At 59.7% G+C, this 18329-nt stretch carries 15 protein-coding genes; 6 read left to right on the top strand and 9 right to left on the bottom strand.

The genetic code is table 11. From position 1 onward, the window contains the following. Nucleotides 1-3: 3 nt before the first annotated feature. The 5 genes from hisC to mtnA all read right to left on the bottom strand — a co-directional run bounded on the left by hisC (nt 4) and on the right by mtnA (nt 7719). Complete coding sequence (gene hisC, locus ACYZUA_RS11085; RefSeq protein ID WP_461963121.1) at nt 4-1116, bottom strand: histidinol-phosphate transaminase; 1113 nt, start codon at nt 1114-1116, stop codon at nt 4-6. A gap of 12 nt (nt 1117-1128) precedes the next feature. Then, the gene (gene pheA / locus ACYZUA_RS11080) at nt 1129-2223 is read right to left on the bottom strand and encodes a prephenate dehydratase (RefSeq protein ID WP_017129662.1); all 1095 of its coding nucleotides are present in this window, start codon (nt 2221-2223) and stop codon (nt 1129-1131) included. Further along, on the bottom strand, nt 2223-3308 hold the full coding sequence (gene serC, locus ACYZUA_RS11075; protein ID WP_134098105.1) for a 3-phosphoserine/phosphohydroxythreonine transaminase: 1086 nt from the start codon (nt 3306-3308) through the stop codon (nt 2223-2225). The genes pheA and serC overlap by 1 nt, the downstream gene beginning before the upstream one ends. A 250-nt stretch (nt 3309-3558) precedes the next feature. Then, nucleotides 3559-6216 (bottom strand): DNA gyrase subunit A, encoded by a 2658-nt coding sequence (gene gyrA, locus ACYZUA_RS11070; protein ID WP_056744076.1) that lies wholly within the window; start codon nt 6214-6216, stop codon nt 3559-3561. Nucleotides 6217-6642: 426 nt separating this feature from the next. Then, entirely contained in the window at nt 6643-7719 is a 1077-nt protein-coding gene (mtnA, locus tag ACYZUA_RS11065; protein ID WP_461963120.1) for an S-methyl-5-thioribose-1-phosphate isomerase, read from the bottom strand. Nucleotides 7720-7827: 108 nt separating this feature from the next. Here mtnA and ACYZUA_RS11060 point away from each other — a divergent pair, with 108 nt between their 5' ends. The 5 genes from ACYZUA_RS11060 to ACYZUA_RS11040 all read left to right on the top strand — a co-directional run bounded on the left by ACYZUA_RS11060 (nt 7828) and on the right by ACYZUA_RS11040 (nt 12744). Next, the gene (locus ACYZUA_RS11060) at nt 7828-9162 is read left to right on the top strand and encodes a TRZ/ATZ family hydrolase (RefSeq protein ID WP_461963119.1); all 1335 of its coding nucleotides are present in this window, start codon (nt 7828-7830) and stop codon (nt 9160-9162) included. A 57-nt stretch (nt 9163-9219) separates the two neighbouring features. Then, nucleotides 9220-9918: a bifunctional 2-polyprenyl-6-hydroxyphenol methylase/3-demethylubiquinol 3-O-methyltransferase UbiG gene (gene ubiG / locus ACYZUA_RS11055; protein ID WP_461963118.1), complete on the top strand. Its 699-nt coding sequence runs from the start codon at nt 9220-9222 to the stop codon at nt 9916-9918. 4 nt (nt 9919-9922) lie between these two features. Then, nucleotides 9923-10594: an N-acetylmuramic acid 6-phosphate phosphatase MupP gene (mupP, locus tag ACYZUA_RS11050; protein ID WP_033055824.1), complete on the top strand. Its 672-nt coding sequence runs from the start codon at nt 9923-9925 to the stop codon at nt 10592-10594. Between the two features lie 109 nt (nt 10595-10703). Then, complete coding sequence (locus tag ACYZUA_RS11045; protein ID WP_033055825.1) at nt 10704-11444, top strand: YciK family oxidoreductase; 741 nt, start codon at nt 10704-10706, stop codon at nt 11442-11444. 373 nt (nt 11445-11817) lie between these two features. Then, nucleotides 11818-12744, top strand: coding sequence for a GGDEF domain-containing protein (locus ACYZUA_RS11040; protein ID WP_461963116.1), 927 nt, complete (start codon nt 11818-11820; stop codon nt 12742-12744). A gap of 46 nt (nt 12745-12790) precedes the next feature. Here the strand turns inward: ACYZUA_RS11040 and ACYZUA_RS11035 are convergent, their stop codons facing one another. The 4 genes from ACYZUA_RS11035 to ACYZUA_RS11020 form a co-directional block, all read right to left on the bottom strand. After that, on the bottom strand, nt 12791-14665 hold the full coding sequence (locus ACYZUA_RS11035; RefSeq protein WP_461963114.1) for an MFS transporter: 1875 nt from the start codon (nt 14663-14665) through the stop codon (nt 12791-12793). Between the two features lie 98 nt (nt 14666-14763). Further along, nucleotides 14764-15915, bottom strand: coding sequence for a TDT family transporter (locus tag ACYZUA_RS11030; protein WP_461963113.1), 1152 nt, complete (start codon nt 15913-15915; stop codon nt 14764-14766). A 105-nt stretch (nt 15916-16020) separates the two neighbouring features. After that, entirely contained in the window at nt 16021-16332 is a 312-nt protein-coding gene (locus tag ACYZUA_RS11025; RefSeq protein WP_461963112.1) for a cupin domain-containing protein, read from the bottom strand. A gap of 41 nt (nt 16333-16373) precedes the next feature. Further along, nucleotides 16374-17567 carry an MFS transporter gene (locus ACYZUA_RS11020; RefSeq protein WP_461963111.1) on the bottom strand — a complete coding sequence of 398 codons (1194 nt, stop codon included), beginning with the start codon at nt 17565-17567 and terminating at the stop codon, nt 16374-16376. A gap of 91 nt (nt 17568-17658) precedes the next feature. Here ACYZUA_RS11020 and ACYZUA_RS11015 point away from each other — a divergent pair, with 91 nt between their 5' ends. Then, nucleotides 17659-18198, top strand: a complete 540-nt coding sequence (locus ACYZUA_RS11015) for a TetR/AcrR family transcriptional regulator (RefSeq protein ID WP_461963110.1) — start codon at nt 17659-17661, stop codon at nt 18196-18198. Nucleotides 18199-18329: the final 131 nt, after the last annotated feature.

The raw sequence follows: 18329 nt of genomic DNA, 5'->3' as shown, positions 1-18329 counted from the left end.
ACATCAACCACGAGCCAGAACCTTGGTCAGCGATTCGAGGAAGCGGCTGTTTTCCGCCGGCAGACCGATGGTGATGCGCAGGTGATTCGGCAGGCCGTAATTGGCCACCGGACGCACGATCACGCCTTCGCGCAGCAAGCCCTGGAAGACCGGCGCCGCAACACGACCCAGATCGACACAGATGAAGTTGCCCTTGGACGGAATCCAGCTCAACCCCAGCTCACGGAAACCCGCTTCCAGCTGCTGCATGCCGGATTCGTTCAGGCGACGGCTTTCAGCCAGATACCCGGTGTCTTGCAGCGCAGCGCATGCAGCGGCGAGGGCCAGGCTGTTGACGTTGAACGGCTGACGCACACGGTTCAGCACATCCGCAACCACGGCAGCAGACAAGCCATAACCGACCCGCAGCGCCGCCAAGCCGTAGGCCTTGGAGAACGTGCGCGAAACCAGCAGGTTCGGGTAGGCCGCCAGATAGTCCAGACCATCTGGCAAGTCGCTGCCTTCGGCGTATTCGATGTAGGCCTCGTCCAGCACGACCAGCACGTGCGCCGGTACGTCCTGCAGGAATTCGTCCAGCGCTTCGGCGCCGAACCAGGTCCCGGTCGGGTTGTTCGGGTTGGCGATGAACACCACACGAGTATCGGCATCGATCGCGGCCAGCATGCCCGACAGATCATGGCCCCAGTCTTTGGCCGGGATCACTTTGGCCGTAGCGCCGACGGCTTGCGTGACGATCGGATAGACCGCAAATGCGTGCTCGCTGAACACCGCGTTCAGCCCCGGCGCCAGATAAGCACGGGCGACCAGTTCCAGAATGTCGTTGGAACCGTTGCCCAGCGTCACCTGACTGAGCTCGACGCGGCACTGATCGGCCAGCAGGGTCTTGAGCGCAAAACCGTTGCCGTCTGGATAACGGGTCAGCTCGGCCAATTCTTCGCGAATCGCCGCCAGGGCCTTGGGACTGGCGCCCAACGGGTTTTCGTTGCTCGCCAGTTTGACGATGCTGGCGGGATCGATATCCAGCTCGCGCGCCAGTTCGTCCACAGGCTTGCCCGGAACGTAAGGCGAAAGTTGTTGCACGCCCGGCTGTGCCAGAGCGAGGAAGTCACCACTCATTTGCTACCGCCCTTAGAGAACTGCTTTCGGGTAGGAACCCAGCACTTTGAGTGCCACTGCTTCCTGACTGATCTTTTCCAACACACCTTTGACCAGTGGGTCGCGGTGGTGACCGACGAAGTCGATGAAGAACACGTAGGTCCATTTACCGCTGCGCGACGGACGCGTCTCGATTCGCGTCAGATCGATACCGTTGTCGTGGAATGGCACCAGCAACTCGTGGAGCGCGCCGGGCTTGTTGCTCATGGAGACGATGATCGAGGTCTTGTCGTCGCCGGTCGGCGGCACTTCCTGGCTGCCGATCATCAGGAATCGCGTGGAGTTGTCCGGACGATCCTCGATTTTTTCGGCCAGACGAGTCAACCCGTACAGACCAGCGGCCATGTCGCCGGCAATCGCCGCCGAGTTCCACTCGCCCTTGACCCGCTTGGCCGCTTCGGCGTTGCTCGAAACCGCCACGCGCTCGACATTCGGGTAATGGGCGTCCAGCCACTTGCGGCACTGGGCCAGCGACTGGGCGTGGGAATAGATGCGGCTGATGCTGTCGGTCTTGGTGTTTTCACCGACCAACAGGTGGTGGTGAATCCGCAGCTCGACTTCGCCACAGATCACCATGTCGTGTTCGAGGAAGCTGTCGAGGGTGTGGTTGACCGCGCCTTCGGTGGAGTTTTCCACCGGGACCACGCCAAAGTTCACCGCACCGGCCGCCACTTCACGGAACACTTCGTCGATCGCTGCCATCGGCTTGCTGATCACGGCATGGCCGAAGTGCTTCATGGCTGCGGCTTGGGTGAAGGTACCTTCAGGGCCGAGGTACGCCACTTTCAGCGGCTGCTCGAGGGCCAGGCACGAGGACATGATTTCGCGGAACAACCGCGCCATCTCTTCGTTGCCCAGCGGCCCCTGGTTACGCTCCATTACACGCTTGAGCACCTGAGCTTCACGTTCAGGACGATAGAACACCGGCACTTCGCCTTCGGCCAGCGAGGCCATCTTTACTCGCGCAACTTCCTGGGCGCAGCGTGCGCGCTCACTGATCAGCTCCAGGACTTTCTCGTCCAGGGAATCAATGCGCAGGCGCAGTGCCTTGAGTTCTTGCTCAGACATTAACCGTGTTCCTTCTCGAACTCTGCCATGTACGAAATCAGTGCGTTGACCGCAACGATGTCGACGGCGTTATAGATGGAGGCACGCATGCCACCCACGGAACGGTGACCCTTGAGGTTCAACAGGCCACGCTCTTCGGCGCCGGCCAGGAATGGCTTGTCGAGACGATCGTCAGCCAGGCGGAACGGCACGTTCATCCACGAGCGATCCGACTTGTTGATCGGGTTGCTGTACAAGCCGCTGGCGTCGATGAAGTCGTACAGCGTGCGCTGTTTCACTTCGTTGAGCTTGCCGATGGCTTCAACACCACCCTGCTCTTTCAGCCACTCGAATACCAGACCCGAAAGGTACCAGGCCAGGGTTGGCGGGGTGTTGTACATCGAGCCGTTGTCGGCCGCGACCTTGTAGTTGAGCATGGTCGGGCACAGGGAACGGGCGTGACCCAGCAGGTCTTCGCGAACGATGTTGACGACGATGCCGCTCGGGCCGATGTTCTTCTGGGCGCCGGCGTAGATCATGCCAAAGCGCGAAACATCGATCGGACGCGAGAGAATGTCGGAAGACATGTCAGCCACCAGCGGAACATCACCGGTTTCCGGAACCCAGTTGAATTCCAGACCGCCGATGGTTTCGTTCGGCGCGTAGTGAACGTAGGCCGCATCTTTCGACAGGTTCCATTCGTTCTGACCGGGAATAGCGAAATAGTCGTAAGGCTTGGCGGTAGCGGCAACGTTGACGTTTCCGTAGCGCGAAGCCTCTTCGATGGCTTTCTGCGACCAGATACCGGTGTCGATATAGTCGGCGGTGCCGCTTTCCGGCAACAGGTTCAGAGGAATCTGAGCAAATTGCTGGCTGGCGCCACCTTGCAGAAACAGCACTTTATAGTTCGAGGGGATATTCAGCAGATCACGCAGATCCTGCTCGGCCTTGGTGGCGATGGACACGAACTCATCACTGCGATGGCTCATTTCCATGACCGACAGGCCCTTGCCGTGCCAGTCGAGAAGTTCACCCTGGGCGCGCTGCAGGACAGCTTCGGGAAGTGCCGCAGGACCGGCACAGAAGTTATAGGCTCTCTTGCTCACATCCAATCTCGCTCTGATTTGGTGGTATCACGCAATAAATCACAACATCAATCGACACAGAGTCCCTGCTGAAGCACAGCTTTTGTGGGAGTGAGCCTGCTCGCGATGCAGGCGCCGCGGTATGTCTAAAACTTCGCGGTGATGCAATCGCGAGCAGGCTCACTCCTACAGAGATCTCCATGGGTGTCGATATTTTCATACAGGACAAACAACAAGGGGGCGAATTCTCATCCGCCCCCTGCTTGTCCGCTTATTCCTGCGGTTCTTCGTCAGCGGCGGCGTCGAGTTGCTGATCTTCAACAACGTCGTCGATCACGACTTCGCCGTCGAACACTGCGCCCTCTTCACCTTCTTCCAGCTCTTCACCTTCGACTTCCGACGGCTCCTGAACCCGCTCCAGACCTACCAGCGTTTCATCGCTGGCCAGTTTGATGAGGGTCACGCCCTGGGTGTTACGACCCAGACTTGAGACTTCGTCGACGCGAGTACGAACCAAAGTGCCCTGGTCGGAAATCAGCATGATTTCCTCGCCATCGAGCACCTGGACCGCGCCGACCAGTCGGCCGTTACGGTCGTTGCTGACCATGGCGATAACGCCCTGGCCGCCACGCTTGTACTCAGGGAACTCGGTGATCGCCGTGCGCTTGCCGAAACCACGGGCCGAAGCGGTCAGGATCTGGCTGCCTTCTTCCGGAATCAGCATGGAAATCAGCTTCTGGCCTTCCGGCAGACGCATGCCGCGGACACCGCGAGCGGTACGGCCCATGGCGCGAACGTCGGTTTCCTTGAAGCGTGTGACCTTGCCGCCGTCGGAGAACAGCATGACTTCGCGACTGCCATCGGTAATGGAAGCAGAAATCAGCACATCGCCTTCATCCAGCTCCAGCGCGATCAGGCCGACGCTGCGTTGACGGCTGAAGGATTCCAGCGGGGTCTTCTTCACGGTGCCTTTGGCAGTGGCCATGAAGATGAAGTGACCTTCGGTGTATTCGTCGACCGGCAGCATAGTGGTGATGTATTCATCACTGTCCAGCGGCAGCAGGTTGACCAGCGGACGACCACGGGCAGCGCGGGACGCTTCCGGGATTTCGTAGGTTTTCAGCCAGTACACTTTGCCTTTGCTGGAGAACAGCAGCAGCGTGGTGTGGCTGTTGGCGACCAGCAGGTGAGCGATGTAGTCCTCATCCTTCACGCCAGTAGCCGATTTGCCTTTACCGCCACGACGCTGAGCCTGGTACGCAGCCAATGGCTGGGTCTTGGCGTAGCCACCGTGGGAAATGGTCACGACGCGCTCTTCTTCCGGGATCATGTCACCCAGGGTCAGGTCGAGACGGGCATCGAGAATCTCGGTGCGACGCACATCGCCGTATTCGGCGCGGATCACTTCCAGCTCTTCGCGGATCACTTCCATCAGGCGCGTGGCGCTGCTGAGGATGCGGATCAGCTCGCCGATCTGGTTGAGGATCTCTTGATACTCGGCCAGCAGCTTTTCGTGTTCCAGGCCGGTCAGACGGTGCAGACGCAGCTCCAGAATCGCTTGCGCCTGTTCTGGCGACAGGAAGTACTTGCCCTCGCGCAGACCGTATTGCGGGTCCAGGGTCTCTGGACGGCACGAATCGGCACCGGCACGCTCAACCATCGCAACCACGGCGGAAGATTCCCACGCAGTCTTGATCAGCGCTTCCTTGGCTTCCGACGGCGTTGGCGAAGCCTTGATCAGGGCGATAACCGGGTCGATGTTCGACAGGGCAACCGCTTGACCTTCCAGGATGTGACCACGTTCGCGGGCTTTACGCAGTTCGAACACGGTACGACGGGTAACCACTTCGCGACGGTGACGAACGAAGGCTTCCAGCAGGTCCTTGAGGTTCAGGATCCGCGGACGGCCGTCGATCAGCGCGACGATGTTGATACCGAACACCGCTTGCAGCTGGGTCTGGGCGTAGAGGTTGTTGAGGATCACCTCAGGCACTTCGCCGCGACGCAGTTCGATCACGACGCGCATACCGTCCTTGTCGGACTCGTCGCGCAGTTCGGTGATGCCTTCAAGCTTCTTCTCTTTTACCAGTTCGGCGATCTTCTCGATCAGACGGGCCTTGTTCAGCTGGTAAGGGAGTTCGGTGATGACGATCTGCTGACGGCCACCGACCTTGTCGATGTCTTCGATCATCGAGCGGGCGCGCATGTAAATGCGGCCGCGACCGGTGCGGTAGGCTTCGATGATGCCGGCGCGACCGTTGATGATCGCGGCGGTCGGGAAGTCCGGACCGGGGATGTATTGCATCAGCTCATCGATGGTCAACTCAGGGTTGTCGATGAGTGCCAGGCAACCGTCGATGACTTCACCGAGGTTGTGCGGCGGGATGTTGGTCGCCATGCCCACGGCGATACCGCTGGAGCCGTTGACCAACAGGTTGGGAATACGGGTCGGCATGACCGCCGGGATCATTTCGGTGCCGTCGTAGTTCGGCACCCAGTCCACGGTTTCTTTGTGCAGGTCAGCCAGCAGCTCGTGCGCCAGCTTGGTCATGCGCACTTCGGTGTATCGCATGGCGGCGGCGTTGTCGCCGTCCACGGAACCGAAGTTGCCCTGACCGTCTACCAGCAGGTAACGCAGCGAGAATGGCTGCGCCATCCGAACGATGGTGTCGTACACCGCGGTATCACCGTGAGGGTGATACTTACCGATCACGTCACCGACAACACGGGCAGATTTCTTGTACGGCTTGTTGAAGTCGTTGCCCAGCTCGCTCATCGCGAACAGCACACGCCGGTGCACGGGCTTCAAGCCATCGCGCGCATCCGGCAGTGCCCGCCCGACAATTACGCTCATCGCGTAGTCGAGGTAGGACTGCTTCAGCTCGTCTTCGATATTGACCGGGAGGATTTCTTTGGCCAGTTCGCCCATGAGAAGCCTGATTCCTTTTTCTGGTGAAACTTCGTCACATCCATATGGGACGAACGAAGCTCGCCGCTGCAGGCTGAGTGCCATGCACCGACTTACGACAAATCAACGAGTTATGCCATGGATCTGCGCAGTAAAGGCAGCCACATCGGGCTACCTTGGAAACCGCCGGATGTTATCACAAGAGCCGCCACGCACCTATCCCCCTGATGCGCATGGAGCATAGTTAGTTGACCGGTGACAGGCTTGAAGGGGACGAGAGAGGCTTAGAGCCGCTCCGAATGCAGAATTCGCGGCTGAATTACGGATGTTTATTGACTTTGAGGGCCTCATCGCCAGCAGGCTGGCTCCCACAGGATCGGTGTCGATCACAAAACCTGTAGGAGCAAAGCTTGCTCGCGATAGCAATTTATCCGACAACACAAAGCGTCAATGCAGGCGCTTGCGGCACATCAACTGCGCCATTTTCGCGGTGTCCGGGCGCTCGACGATGCCTTTTTCGGTAACGATCGCATCGATCAGGTCAGCCGGAGTCACGTCGAATACCGGGTTGAACGCATCGACATCCGCCCCGACCCGCTTGCCGCCGACCTCCAGCAACTCGCGACCATCGCGCTCTTCAATCGGGATGTCATCACCGCTGGCCAGGCTCATGTCGATGGTCGAACTCGGCGCCACCACCATGAAACGCACGCCGTGGTGCATGGCGTTGACCGCCAGCTGATAGGTGCCGATCTTGTTGGCCACGTCGCCATTGGCGGTGATCCGGTCAGCGCCGACGATTACCCAGGTAATGCCCTTGGTCTTCATGATGTGGGCAGCGGCGGAATCCGCGTTGAGCGTGACGGGAATGCCTTCGTTGGCCAATTCCCATGCGGTCAACCGCGAACCTTGCAGCCATGGACGGGTTTCGTCGGCATAAACGCGCTCGACCATGCCTTCGATAAATGCCCCGCGAATGACGCCCAGCGCGGTGCCGAAGCCGCCGGTGGCCAGTGCGCCAGTGTTGCAGTGGGTCAGGATCGCCTGGGCATTGCCCTGATGCTTGCGGATCAGGTCCACACCCAGTTGCGCCATGGTCAGGTTGGCTTCGCGATCACTCTCGTGAATGGCGATGGCCTCCGCCTCCAGCGCCGCCAGAGGGTCGGCATCACCCTTGATACGATCAAGGCGATCACGCATGCGACTCAAGGCCCAGAACAGATTCACCGCCGTTGGACGGGAATCGGCCAGTAACGCGAAATCCTCTTCCCACGCAGCCTGCCAGTCACCGCCCTCAACAATTCGGGCGCGGGCTGACAGCACCATGGCATAGGCGGCACTGATGCCAATCGCCGGTGCGCCGCGCACCACCATCGAACGAATGGCCTCGGCCACGCCAGCAGCGCTGGTGTAGGCGATCCAGGTTTCCTCGAACGGCAAAATACGCTGATCCAGCAGGTAAAGGGCGCCATCACGCCAATCGATGGCCTTTACCTTCTCAGCAGCCAACAGTCGATCGCGCATCCCTCACCCCGCACACATGAACAAAAGCCGTCGATTATAGCGATCCCCCTGCGAAGACGCTCGGGTATACTTCGCCATCCTTTACAAAAGCTCTGGAACCGACTCTCGATGCCGAACACTGCCGTTGCGCTCGACTTGCTATTGCTGCCGACCTGGCTGGTACCTGTCGAGCCCGCTGGCGTTGTCCTCAAAGAGCACGCCCTGGGCATCCGCGACGGACGCATCGTATTCATCGGCCCGCGCTCGGCTGCGCTGCAGCTTAACGCAACTGAAGTCCGCGAACTGCCGGACATGTTGCTCTGCCCTGGCTTGATCAATGCCCACGGGCATGCGGCGATGACGCTGTTCCGTGGCCTGGCTGATGATCTGCCCCTGATGACTTGGCTGGAAGACCACATCTGGCCGGCCGAAGCCAAGTGGGTCGATGAAGCTTTCGTCCGTGACGGCACCGACCTTGCAATCGCGGAGCAGATCAAAGGTGGCATCACCTGTTTCTCTGACATGTATTTCTTCCCCAAGGTTGCCAGCGAGCGCGTCCATAACAGCGGCATTCGCGCGCAAATCGTGATTCCGATCCTCGATTTCCCGATCCCGGGCGCCGGCACGGCGGACGAAGCCATTCGTCAGGGCGTCGAATTATTTGGCGATCTCAAGCACCACGAGCGCATCAAAGTCACCTTCGGCCCCCACGCACCCTACACCGTGGGCGACGAGAACCTGGAAAAAATCCGGGTGATCACCGAAGAACTGGACGCCGCGATCCACATGCACGTGCATGAAACCGCCTATGAAGTGCAGCAGTCCGTCGAGCAGTACGGCGAACGCCCATTGGCACGCCTCGGTCGCCTGGGCTTGCTGGGGCCGCGCTTTCAGGCGGTTCACATGACTCAGATCAGCGATGAAGACCTGGTATTGCTGGTAGAAAGTAACACCACCGTGATTCATTGCCCGGAATCCAACCTGAAGCTGGCCAGCGGGTTCTGCCCGGTGGAGCGCTTGTGGCAGGCTGGCGTCAATGTCGCGGTCGGCACCGATGGCGCTGCCAGCAACAACGACCTGGACCTGCTCGGCGAAACCCGCACCGCCGCTTTACTGGCCAAAGCCGTCGCCGGCTCGGCCACCGCGCTGGATGCCCATCGCGCCTTGCGCATGGCCACGCTCAATGGCGCCCGCGCGCTGGGCATTGAATCCGAAACGGGATCGCTGGAAGTCGGCAAAGCCGCGGACATTGTCGCGATCGATCTCTCCGGTCTGGCGCAGCAACCGGTCTACGACCCGGTTTCGCAGCTTATATATGCCACCGGCCGTGACTGCGTGAAACACCTTTGGGTCGCCGGCAAGCAACTGCTCGACGACCGTCGCCTGACTCGCCTGGATGAAAAACAGCTTTGCGCCACCGCCAAGGCCTGGGGCCAGCGCATCAGCGGCCATACCGAATCGTAAGCACCCCGGACTCACCACCGGGGCAACAGGATTTTTCAAGTTTTAGAGGACTTAACCATGAGCAACGTCGACTACGCCGAAATCGCCAAATTCGAAGCCCTGGCCCATCGCTGGTGGGACCGCGAAAGCGAGTTCAAACCGCTGCACGACATCAACCCGTTGCGGGTCAACTGGATTGACGAGCGGGTCCACCTGGCCGGCAAGAAAGTCCTCGACGTCGGTTGCGGCGGCGGCATTCTCAGCGAAGCCATGGCCCTGCGCGGCGCTACCGTCATGGGCATCGACATGGGCGAAGCGCCGCTGGCGGTCGCGCAACTGCATCAACTGGAATCCGGCGTGACTGTCGAATACCGGCAGATCACCGCCGAAGCCCTGGCTGAAGAAATGCCCGAGCAGTTCGACGTGGTCACCTGCCTGGAAATGCTCGAGCACGTGCCGGATCCATCCTCGGTGATCCGCGCTTGCTTCCGCATGGTCAAACCCGGCGGCCAGGTGTTCTTTTCCACCATCAATCGCAACCCGAAGGCGTACCTGTTCGCCATCGTCGGCGCGGAATACATCATGAAGCTGCTGCCGCGCGGCACCCACGATTTCAAGAAATTCATCCGCCCGTCCGAGCTGGGTGCTTGGAGCCGCATGGCCGGCCTGACCGTCAAAGACATCATCGGCCTGACCTACAACCCGCTGACCAAGCACTACAAACTGGCCTCCGACGTGGACGTCAACTACATGATCCAGACCCTGCGCGAGGAGTAAGCCGATGCGTATCAGAGCAGTTCTTTTCGACATGGACGGCACTCTGCTCGACACCGCCCCGGACTTCATTGCGATTTGTCAGGCGATGCGCGCCGATCGCGGCTTGCCGCCGATGAACGACAAACACATTCGCGACGAGATCTCCGGCGGCGCCAAGGCGATGGTCGCCGTGACCTTTTCCATGGACCCGGAATCACCGGGTTTCGAGGAATTACGCCTGGAGTTCCTGGAGCGTTACCTCGCCGGTTGCGCGGTTCACAGCAAACTCTTCGACGGCATGGGCGAACTGCTGGCCGACATAGAAAAGGCCAACCTGATCTGGGGCGTGGTCACCAACAAGCCGCTGCGGTTCGCCGAGCCGATCATGCAGCAGCTTGGCCTGGCCGAGCGCTCGGCGCTGTTGATCTGCCCGGACCATGTGAAGAACAGCAAACCGGACCCCGAGCCGTTGATCCTGGCGTGCAAGATGCTCGACCTGGACCCGGCCAGCGTGTTGTTCGTGGGTGATGACTTGCGCGATATCGAATCCGGTCGCGATGCTGGCACCAAGACGGCCGCCGTGACCTACGGCTACATTCACCCGGACGATAACCCGCGGCATTGGGGCGCGGACGTGGTGGTCGATCATCCGCTGGAGTTGCGCAAAGTGCTGGATAGCGCTTTGTGCGGCTGCTGAGCCGCTTTTCGTAGGAGCACGGCTTGCCGGCGATAGCGATTCTGAAAACGCCATCGCGGGCAAGCCATGCTCCTACAGGACTCGCTTTCTGATTTGTTGAGGGGTTTTTATGTTTGATTATTCCGCCCGCCCAGAATTGCTCAAGGACCGGGTCATCCTGGTCACCGGCGCTGGCCGTGGCATCGGTGCTGCCGCCGCGAAAACCTTTGCCGCGCACGGCGCCACCGTACTGCTGCTGGGCAAGACCGAAGCCAACCTGACTCAGGTCTACGACGAAATCGAAGCCGCAGGCCATCCACAACCGGCCGTGATCCCGTTCAACCTGGAAACCGCCCTGCCCCATCAATACGATGAGCTGGCCGCGATGATCGAAACCGAATTCGGCCATCTCGACGGTTTGCTGCACAACGCGTCGATCATTGGCCCGCGTACGCCGATCGAACAGTTGTCCGGCGAAAACTTCATGCGGGTCATGCACGTCAACGTCAATGCCATGTTCATGCTCACCAGCACCCTGCTGCCGCTGCTCAAGCTGTCGCAGGACGCCTCGGTGGTGTTCACCTCCAGTAGCGTCGGACGCAAGGGTCGTGCGTATTGGGGCGCTTACGGCGTGTCCAAATTCGCCACCGAAGGTTTGATGCAAACCCTCGCCGACGAAGTCGACACCGTGGCGCCGGTGCGCTCCAACAGCATCAACCCGGGCGCCACCCGCACCAGCATGCGCGCCCAGGCTTACCCGGGTGAAAACCCGCTGAACAATCCGACGCCCGAGGAAATCATGCCGGTTTACCTGTACCTGATGGGTCCGGACAGTACCGGCATCAACGGCCAGGCGTTCAACGCTCAGTAATGCCCGCGCGTCGCTTTTGTGCCGCGACGGCTTCCCGTCGCGGCACTCAAAGTGCGTCGTAACCACCCCCGCCACAAGTCAAAGAACTGTCATCAAACTCAACAACGCTCTTCAGCGACAGATTAATTACCTGATTTATAACGCTTTTTATCCGAATGAACTGAATGGCATGACTTTCGCTCTAAATTTGCTCAGACACGCAGTGTGAAAGCAGACAGGGCGGACGCCTGAACCGACAGGTACTTATCGTCGGCAAAGCGGACTAAACTTGCGCCAAATGTCCTACGGGACTGATGGACCAGTATGACGCGCAGCCCAAAGCCGCTCTCACCCAGCCTGTAAGACAGCCTTACTGCTTAGGGGCGCACGCCATATGAAATCACCTTCCCAGTCCAACGCAATTGACTTCGATAGCGCCAAATTGCAACGCCTGGGCTTTGGTCAGCAGCCTACCCTCATCGAGAGGTCCGTCAGCCTTGCGCAACTGCGCCAGCAACTGAGCCTGCAGCTGCAAACCAGTCTTGAGCCGCAACGCATTCTCGGCCTCTTCTTCCGTGAGATTCAGCGACTTGTACCGCTTGACGCCTTGACGTACGAGCACACGTCCAGTGACTTGCGCCTCGGATTCGGCCTGCGCGGCCATCATTCGATCAGCTACAGCCTCAGCCATGAAGGCGAGCACCTGGGCGAACTGGTATTCCGCCGCAATCAGCGCTTCAGTGAGCAGGAACAAGGCAACGTCGAGTCGCTGCTGTCCGCATTGCTGTATCCGATGCGCAATGCCTTGCTCTACCGCGCGGCCACCCAAAGCGCGTTGCGCGATCCGCTCACGGACACCGGCAACCGCATTGCCATGGACCAGACCCTGCAACGGGAAATCGAGATGTCGCGTCGGCATCTGCAACCCTTGTCGCTGCTGATGCTGGACATCGATCACTTCAAACGCATCAACGACAACCACGGGCACAGCGCCGGCGATGACGTGCTCAAGGCCGTTGCAGCCTCGATCAAAAACCAGTTGCGCAACGTGGACATGGTCTTCCGCTTTGGTGGCGAAGAGTTCCTTATCCTGCTTTGCAACACGAGTCGTGAGGCGGCGGCCATGGTCGGCGAACGGTTACGATTTGCGGTGCAGGCAGAGGATTATTCGGCCGACGGCCATGCGATCGAGCTGACGGTCAGCCTTGGCTGCTCGACGCTATTGCCCGGCGAGTCTGCCGACAGTCTGTTGCGACGGGCCGACAATGCGTTGTATGTGGCCAAGCGCGAGGGACGAAACCGGTTGGCGATGGCGGGTTGAATACCCAGAGCGGGCACGCTTGGTTAGCGGCCCGCACCGAAAGGATTTAGCGCACCGCGCCGCGCAATTCCCCCACCATTCCTTGCAACCGGGCTGGCTCTGCCGCCTCAACCGACACCGAAGGCCCTGCCACCAATGTCACCCGTGACCACAACCGGCGAAACACGCCCTTTTGCGGATCGCGGCTGAAGAAGCTTCCCCACAACCCCTGCAATGCCAACGGAATCACCGGTACCGGAGTCTCTTCGAGAATCCGCGTCACCCCGCCCTTGAATTCGTTGATCTCGCCATCTGCAGTCAATTTGCCTTCAGGGAAGATGCACACCAACTCGCCGTCCTTCAGATACTGAGCAATGCGCGTGAAGGCTTTTTCGTAGATCTGAATGTCTTCCTGACGTCCCGCGATCGGAATGGTCCCGGCCGTGCGAAAGATAAAGTTCAGCACCGGCAAGTTGTAGATCTTGTAATACATCACAAAGCGAATCGGCCGACGCACCGCGCCGCCAATCAGCAAGGCATCGACGAAGGACACGTGATTGCACACCAGCAACGCCGCGCCCTCATCGGGAATCAACTGCAGATTGCGATGTTCCACGCGGTACATGGAATGGCTGAGCAGCCAGATCATGAAGCGCATGCTGAACTCGGGGACGATGCTGAAGATGTAGGCGTTGACGCCGATGTTCAGCAGCGACACCACCAGGAACAACTGCGGGATCGACAGCTTGACCATGCTCAGCAAGACGATCGAGACAATCGCCGAGATCACCATGAACAGCGCGTTGAGAATATTGTTGGCGGCAATCACCCGCGCCCGCTCGTTCTCCGGGGTACGAGACTGAATCAGCGCGTACAGCGGCACGATGTAGAAACCGCCGAAAATCCCAAGCCCCAGAATGTCGATCAACACCAGCCAGGCGTGGCCAAAACCCAGGACTTCAATCCAGCCATGGCCCGTAACGCTGTCCGGAATTCCACCGGAATGCCACCACAGCAGCAAACCAAACACCGTCAGACCGAACGAGCCGAACGGCACCAGACCGATCTCGACTTTGCGGCCGGACAGTTTCTCGCAGAGCATCGAACCCAGCGCGATACCGACCGAGAACACCGTCAGAATCAGCGTCACCACGGTTTCGTCGCCGTGCATCCACTCCTTGGCATAGGCCGGGATCTGCGTCAGGTAAATCGCCCCGACAAACCAGAACCACGAGTTGCCGACAATCGAGCGCGATACCGCTGGCGTCTGACCCAAGCCCAGCTTCAACGTGGTCCATGACTGGCTGAAAATGTTCCAGTTCAGACGCATTTCCGGGGTGGCGGCCGCGGCCCGTGGAATACTGCGACTGGCCAGGTAGCCGAGCACCGCAACACCAATGATCGCCGTGGAGACGATCGGCGCGTAATGACTGGAGGACATCATGATCCCGGCGCCAATGGTCCCGGCGAGGATCGCCAGGAAGGTGCCCATTTCCACCAGGCCGTTGCCACCTACCAGCTCTTCGTCTCGCAAGGCCTGGGGCAGGATCGAATATTTCACCGGCCCGAACAGCGCCGAGTGAGTGCCCATGGCAAACAGCGCCACCAGCATCAGCAACAAGTGATCGAACATGAAACCGACCGCGCCCACCACCATGATGGCGATTTCACCAAGCTTGATCAGACGGATCAGCGCGTCCTTGGCGAACTTCTCCCCGAACTGCCCGGCCAGTGCCGAGAACAGGAAGAACGGCAAAATGAACAGCAGCGCACACAGGTTGACCCAAATCGAGCGGTCACCGTCGATGGTCAACTTGTAGAGAATGGCGAGGATCAGCGACTGCTTGAAGATGTTGTCGTTGAACGCCCCTAGCGACTGCGTGACGAAGAACGGCAGGAAGCGCCGGGTGCGAAGCAAGGTGAACTGTGAGGGGTGACTCATCTTCCATGTGTCCCTGATGTTGGGTAGAGAGTGGCGTGGATGCAGTTATTGGAATATCCAACGGCGATCCAGGCCACACATTACCTAAACTTTGCAGATTATTTCTTTAATCCTGCAATGCATGGCGAGACAAATAACTCGCCCCGCCAGGCGCCCTGCACAGTCCGTTTGGCGACGATCAGCCACATCACCGCCAATAACACCACCAGCACACCGCCGAAGGCACTGAAAAACGTCAGGTTCAAGGTGCTGGCCAGCTTCAACGTCGCCAGGGAATAGACGCCCAACGGGAAGGTGAAACCCCACCAGCCGAGATTGAACGGAATACCGGCGCGCAGGTAACGCAGGGTAATGAGCAGCGCGATCAGCATCCACCACAGACCAAAGCCCCACAGGGTGATCCCGGCCACCAACCCCAGCCCTGCGGCGATTTCACCAATGCCCGGTAGACCGTTGGCAGTGAAGATCGCCGGCGCGTCGGCGCCCAGCAGCAACATGCCCAACGCCCCGGTGCCGATCGGGCCGAGGGCCAGCCAGCTGGAGGCGGCCATGTTTTCGTGAGGCAGTTTATGCAGCGCCATGCGCAGCAACAGAATGGTCAGAATGCTGAACGCAACCGGTAGGGAAAAGGCCCAGAGCACGTAGCTGGTCACCAGCACCACCAGTTGCGAATGGGCATCAGCCAGGTGCGGCGCCAGCAGACCACCGCTGGCGGCCGCCACTTCTGCCGCCACCACCGGCAACAGCCAGACGGCGGTCATCTGATCGATGCTGTGTTCCTGACGGGTAAACATCATGTAGGGAATCAGCACGCCGCACGCCACAGACATCGCCACATCCAGCCACCACAGCACCTCGGCGAGATGAATTACGCCCTCGCCCCAACGCGGCAGACCGAACACCAGGAAACCATTGATGATGGTCGCCAGGCCCATGGGGATGGTGCCAAAAAACATCGAGACCGTGGAGTGACCGAAAATCCGCCGCGCCTCATCGAAAAACAGCACCCAACGCGCCGCATACATAACCGTGAATAAAACAAACAGCACGATGTTGAACAGCCAAAGGCCTTCGGCAATCGCGTGCAAACCGCCATTTGCGCCAGGCAGCTGCGCCAGCGCCAACGCCAGCACACCGGTGCCCATGGTGGCGGCGAACCAGTTCGGCGTGAACTGGCGGATGACTTCACGCGGATGCTGCAAATGACTGAAGGGTTTGAAACCGGCTGGGGCAGTGTTGGGGCATGTCATGGTGAACTCCTGTCCTCTATGGAGGTGGAGCTCATGGTAGATCTGAATCGAATATCGATATAACGGGTAATATCTCTAACTGTTATCTGTTTTGCAGATATATCGTCAGACGCTGCCGTCAGTCTCGATCACCAGGATTCTTGCCGCACCCTGCGGATGGGCAACGTGTTCGGTACCGACGTCGGCATAAAAGATATCGCCTACACCCAACATCACTGCTTTCTCCTGCCCTGTTTCGCGATAACGCATCTGCACGACGCCATCCAAAACCACGAACACTTCTTGCCCATCATTGATGTGCCACTTATAGGGCTGATCGGTCCAATGCAAACGCGTGGTGATGCCGTTCATGTTGGCGATATCCAACGCGCCCCAGGCACGGTCAGCGGTGAAGGATTTGCTGCGGATGATTTTCATGCGTCGGTCCGTCGAAATGTAGGGCGGTCCCAGGCTAACGGTCATCGAACATCGACGCCACAGACTTTCATGGACTGCTGACGCATCAACGCGAGCAGAGCGCCGACCGAGAGAGTAATCAGCACCGCGCCGTAACCATCGGTGGTGGCCACCAGCCCGAAGGTTCGGGTCAAGTTCCCGGCCAGCAACGACGGCAGGCAGAAAGCCAGGTAACTGAGCACGTAGTAAGCCGACATCAACCCTGCCCGCTCATGGGGTAAGGCCAGCGGCACGACGCTGCGCAATGCACCGAGGAAACCGGCGCCGAAACCGCATCCGGCCACCAGGGTGCCCACAAAAAACAGCGGCAGGCTGGCGCTGTGCACCGCCATCAGAATCAGTGCGACGCCGACGGGCAGCAGACTGCCGCCCAATCGCAAAACCTTGTCGGCCGGCCGATCGCGCAGGGTGTAGATCATCAATGCGCCGGTCACCGTCAACACAGCCACCGTCGCACCGCCAATCAGATTTGAGGTCGATCCGGTGGCCGTGCGCACCAGAGACGGCGCCAAAGAAGCGTAAAAGCCACCGAGTGCCCACACCGCGATATTGATTGGCAGCACCAGCCACAACGCACGCCGCGCCTGGATCGGCACATGCAGTGTCGGACGCAGCGAAGCCCAGGCTCCCGGTTGGGGACTGACGCTTTCCGGCAAACGCCAGACGTACAGCCCCTGCATCACAAACAGCGCGAACAGCACCCAATAGGTCAACTGCAACGGCAACGGCGCAAACTCGGCCAACAAGCCGCAGCCCATGGCGCCCGACGCCATGCCCAGCAACGGCGCCACACTGTTGACCAACGGCCCTTGCTGGCGATCAGTGTCCAGAAGCGCCGCACTCAATACGGCAGTGGCCATCCCCGTAGCAAAACCTTGAAGCACTCGTGCGCTGATCAACCAGGCGACACTGTCTGCATTGATAAACAGCAGCATCGCCAGCATGTTCAACATCACAGCGGTAAAAATTACAGGTTTGCGCCCCAGGTAATCCGAGAGCGAACCGACCGTGAGCAATGCCGCCAGCAAGCTGATGGCGTACACACCGAAAATCAGGGTCAGGGTCGCTGCCGAGAATTGCAGGTGCTCCTGGTACACGTGATACAACGGCGTCGGCGCGGTGGAAGCGGCAAGAAAACTGAGTAAGGTGATCGCCAGGAACCACAGGCTTGAACGATTAGACGTTGAACTGGACATGGACACACTCCGCAAAAGCTAACTTTTTGCTTTTGCGGAGTGTGCTACTGGCTAGGGCTTAAAGCAAATTCTTTGTGTTAAGGTCCGATGCATGGCTATTAAAGAAGGTTTACGCCCCGGCGGTCGCAGTGCCCGGGTGCAAGAGTCGGTTCATTCGGCAGTCCGCGATCTTCTCGAAGAGCAGGACCGCACCACCGTGACCGTCCCGCAAATCGCCGCGCGCGCCGGCGTCACGCCGTCGACCATCTACCGGCGCTGGGGCGATTTGTCGGTGCTGTTGGCGGACGTCGCCCTCGCCCGCATGCGCCCCGAGAGCGAGCCGGCCAATACCGGCAGCCTGCACGGTGATGTGCGCGCCTGGGCCGAGCAGTATCTGGACGAGATGAGTTCCGAGCCCGGCCGCAACATGTTGCGCGACGTGCAATGCAGCACCACGCCGGCCCTTTGCGCGACGATCATTGGCGGGCAGCTGCAGACGATTCTGGATCGTTACCCCGATCAGCCGAAGCCGAACGTTGATCGGCTGATCAACATGGTGGCGGCGCCGACGGTGTTTCGCATCCTGTTTTCAGCGGTGCCGCTGGAGGTTGAGGAGTTGCATCGGTTGATCGAGATTGCGCTGAGTCAGTGAGGCCGCCATCGCGAGCAGGCTCGCTCCCACAGTTGATCGCGGTCTAATGTGGGAGCGAGCCTGCTCGCGAAGAGGCCAGCACAAACACCCAAGATCCAACTGACGCACCGCCTGCGACACCCCGCCGCGCC

It is taken from the genome of Pseudomonas sp. LS2P72 (assembly GCF_054897865.1).
Note: the sequence above shows the minus strand (reverse complement) of the source record. Positions and strands in the feature narration are given on the sequence as shown.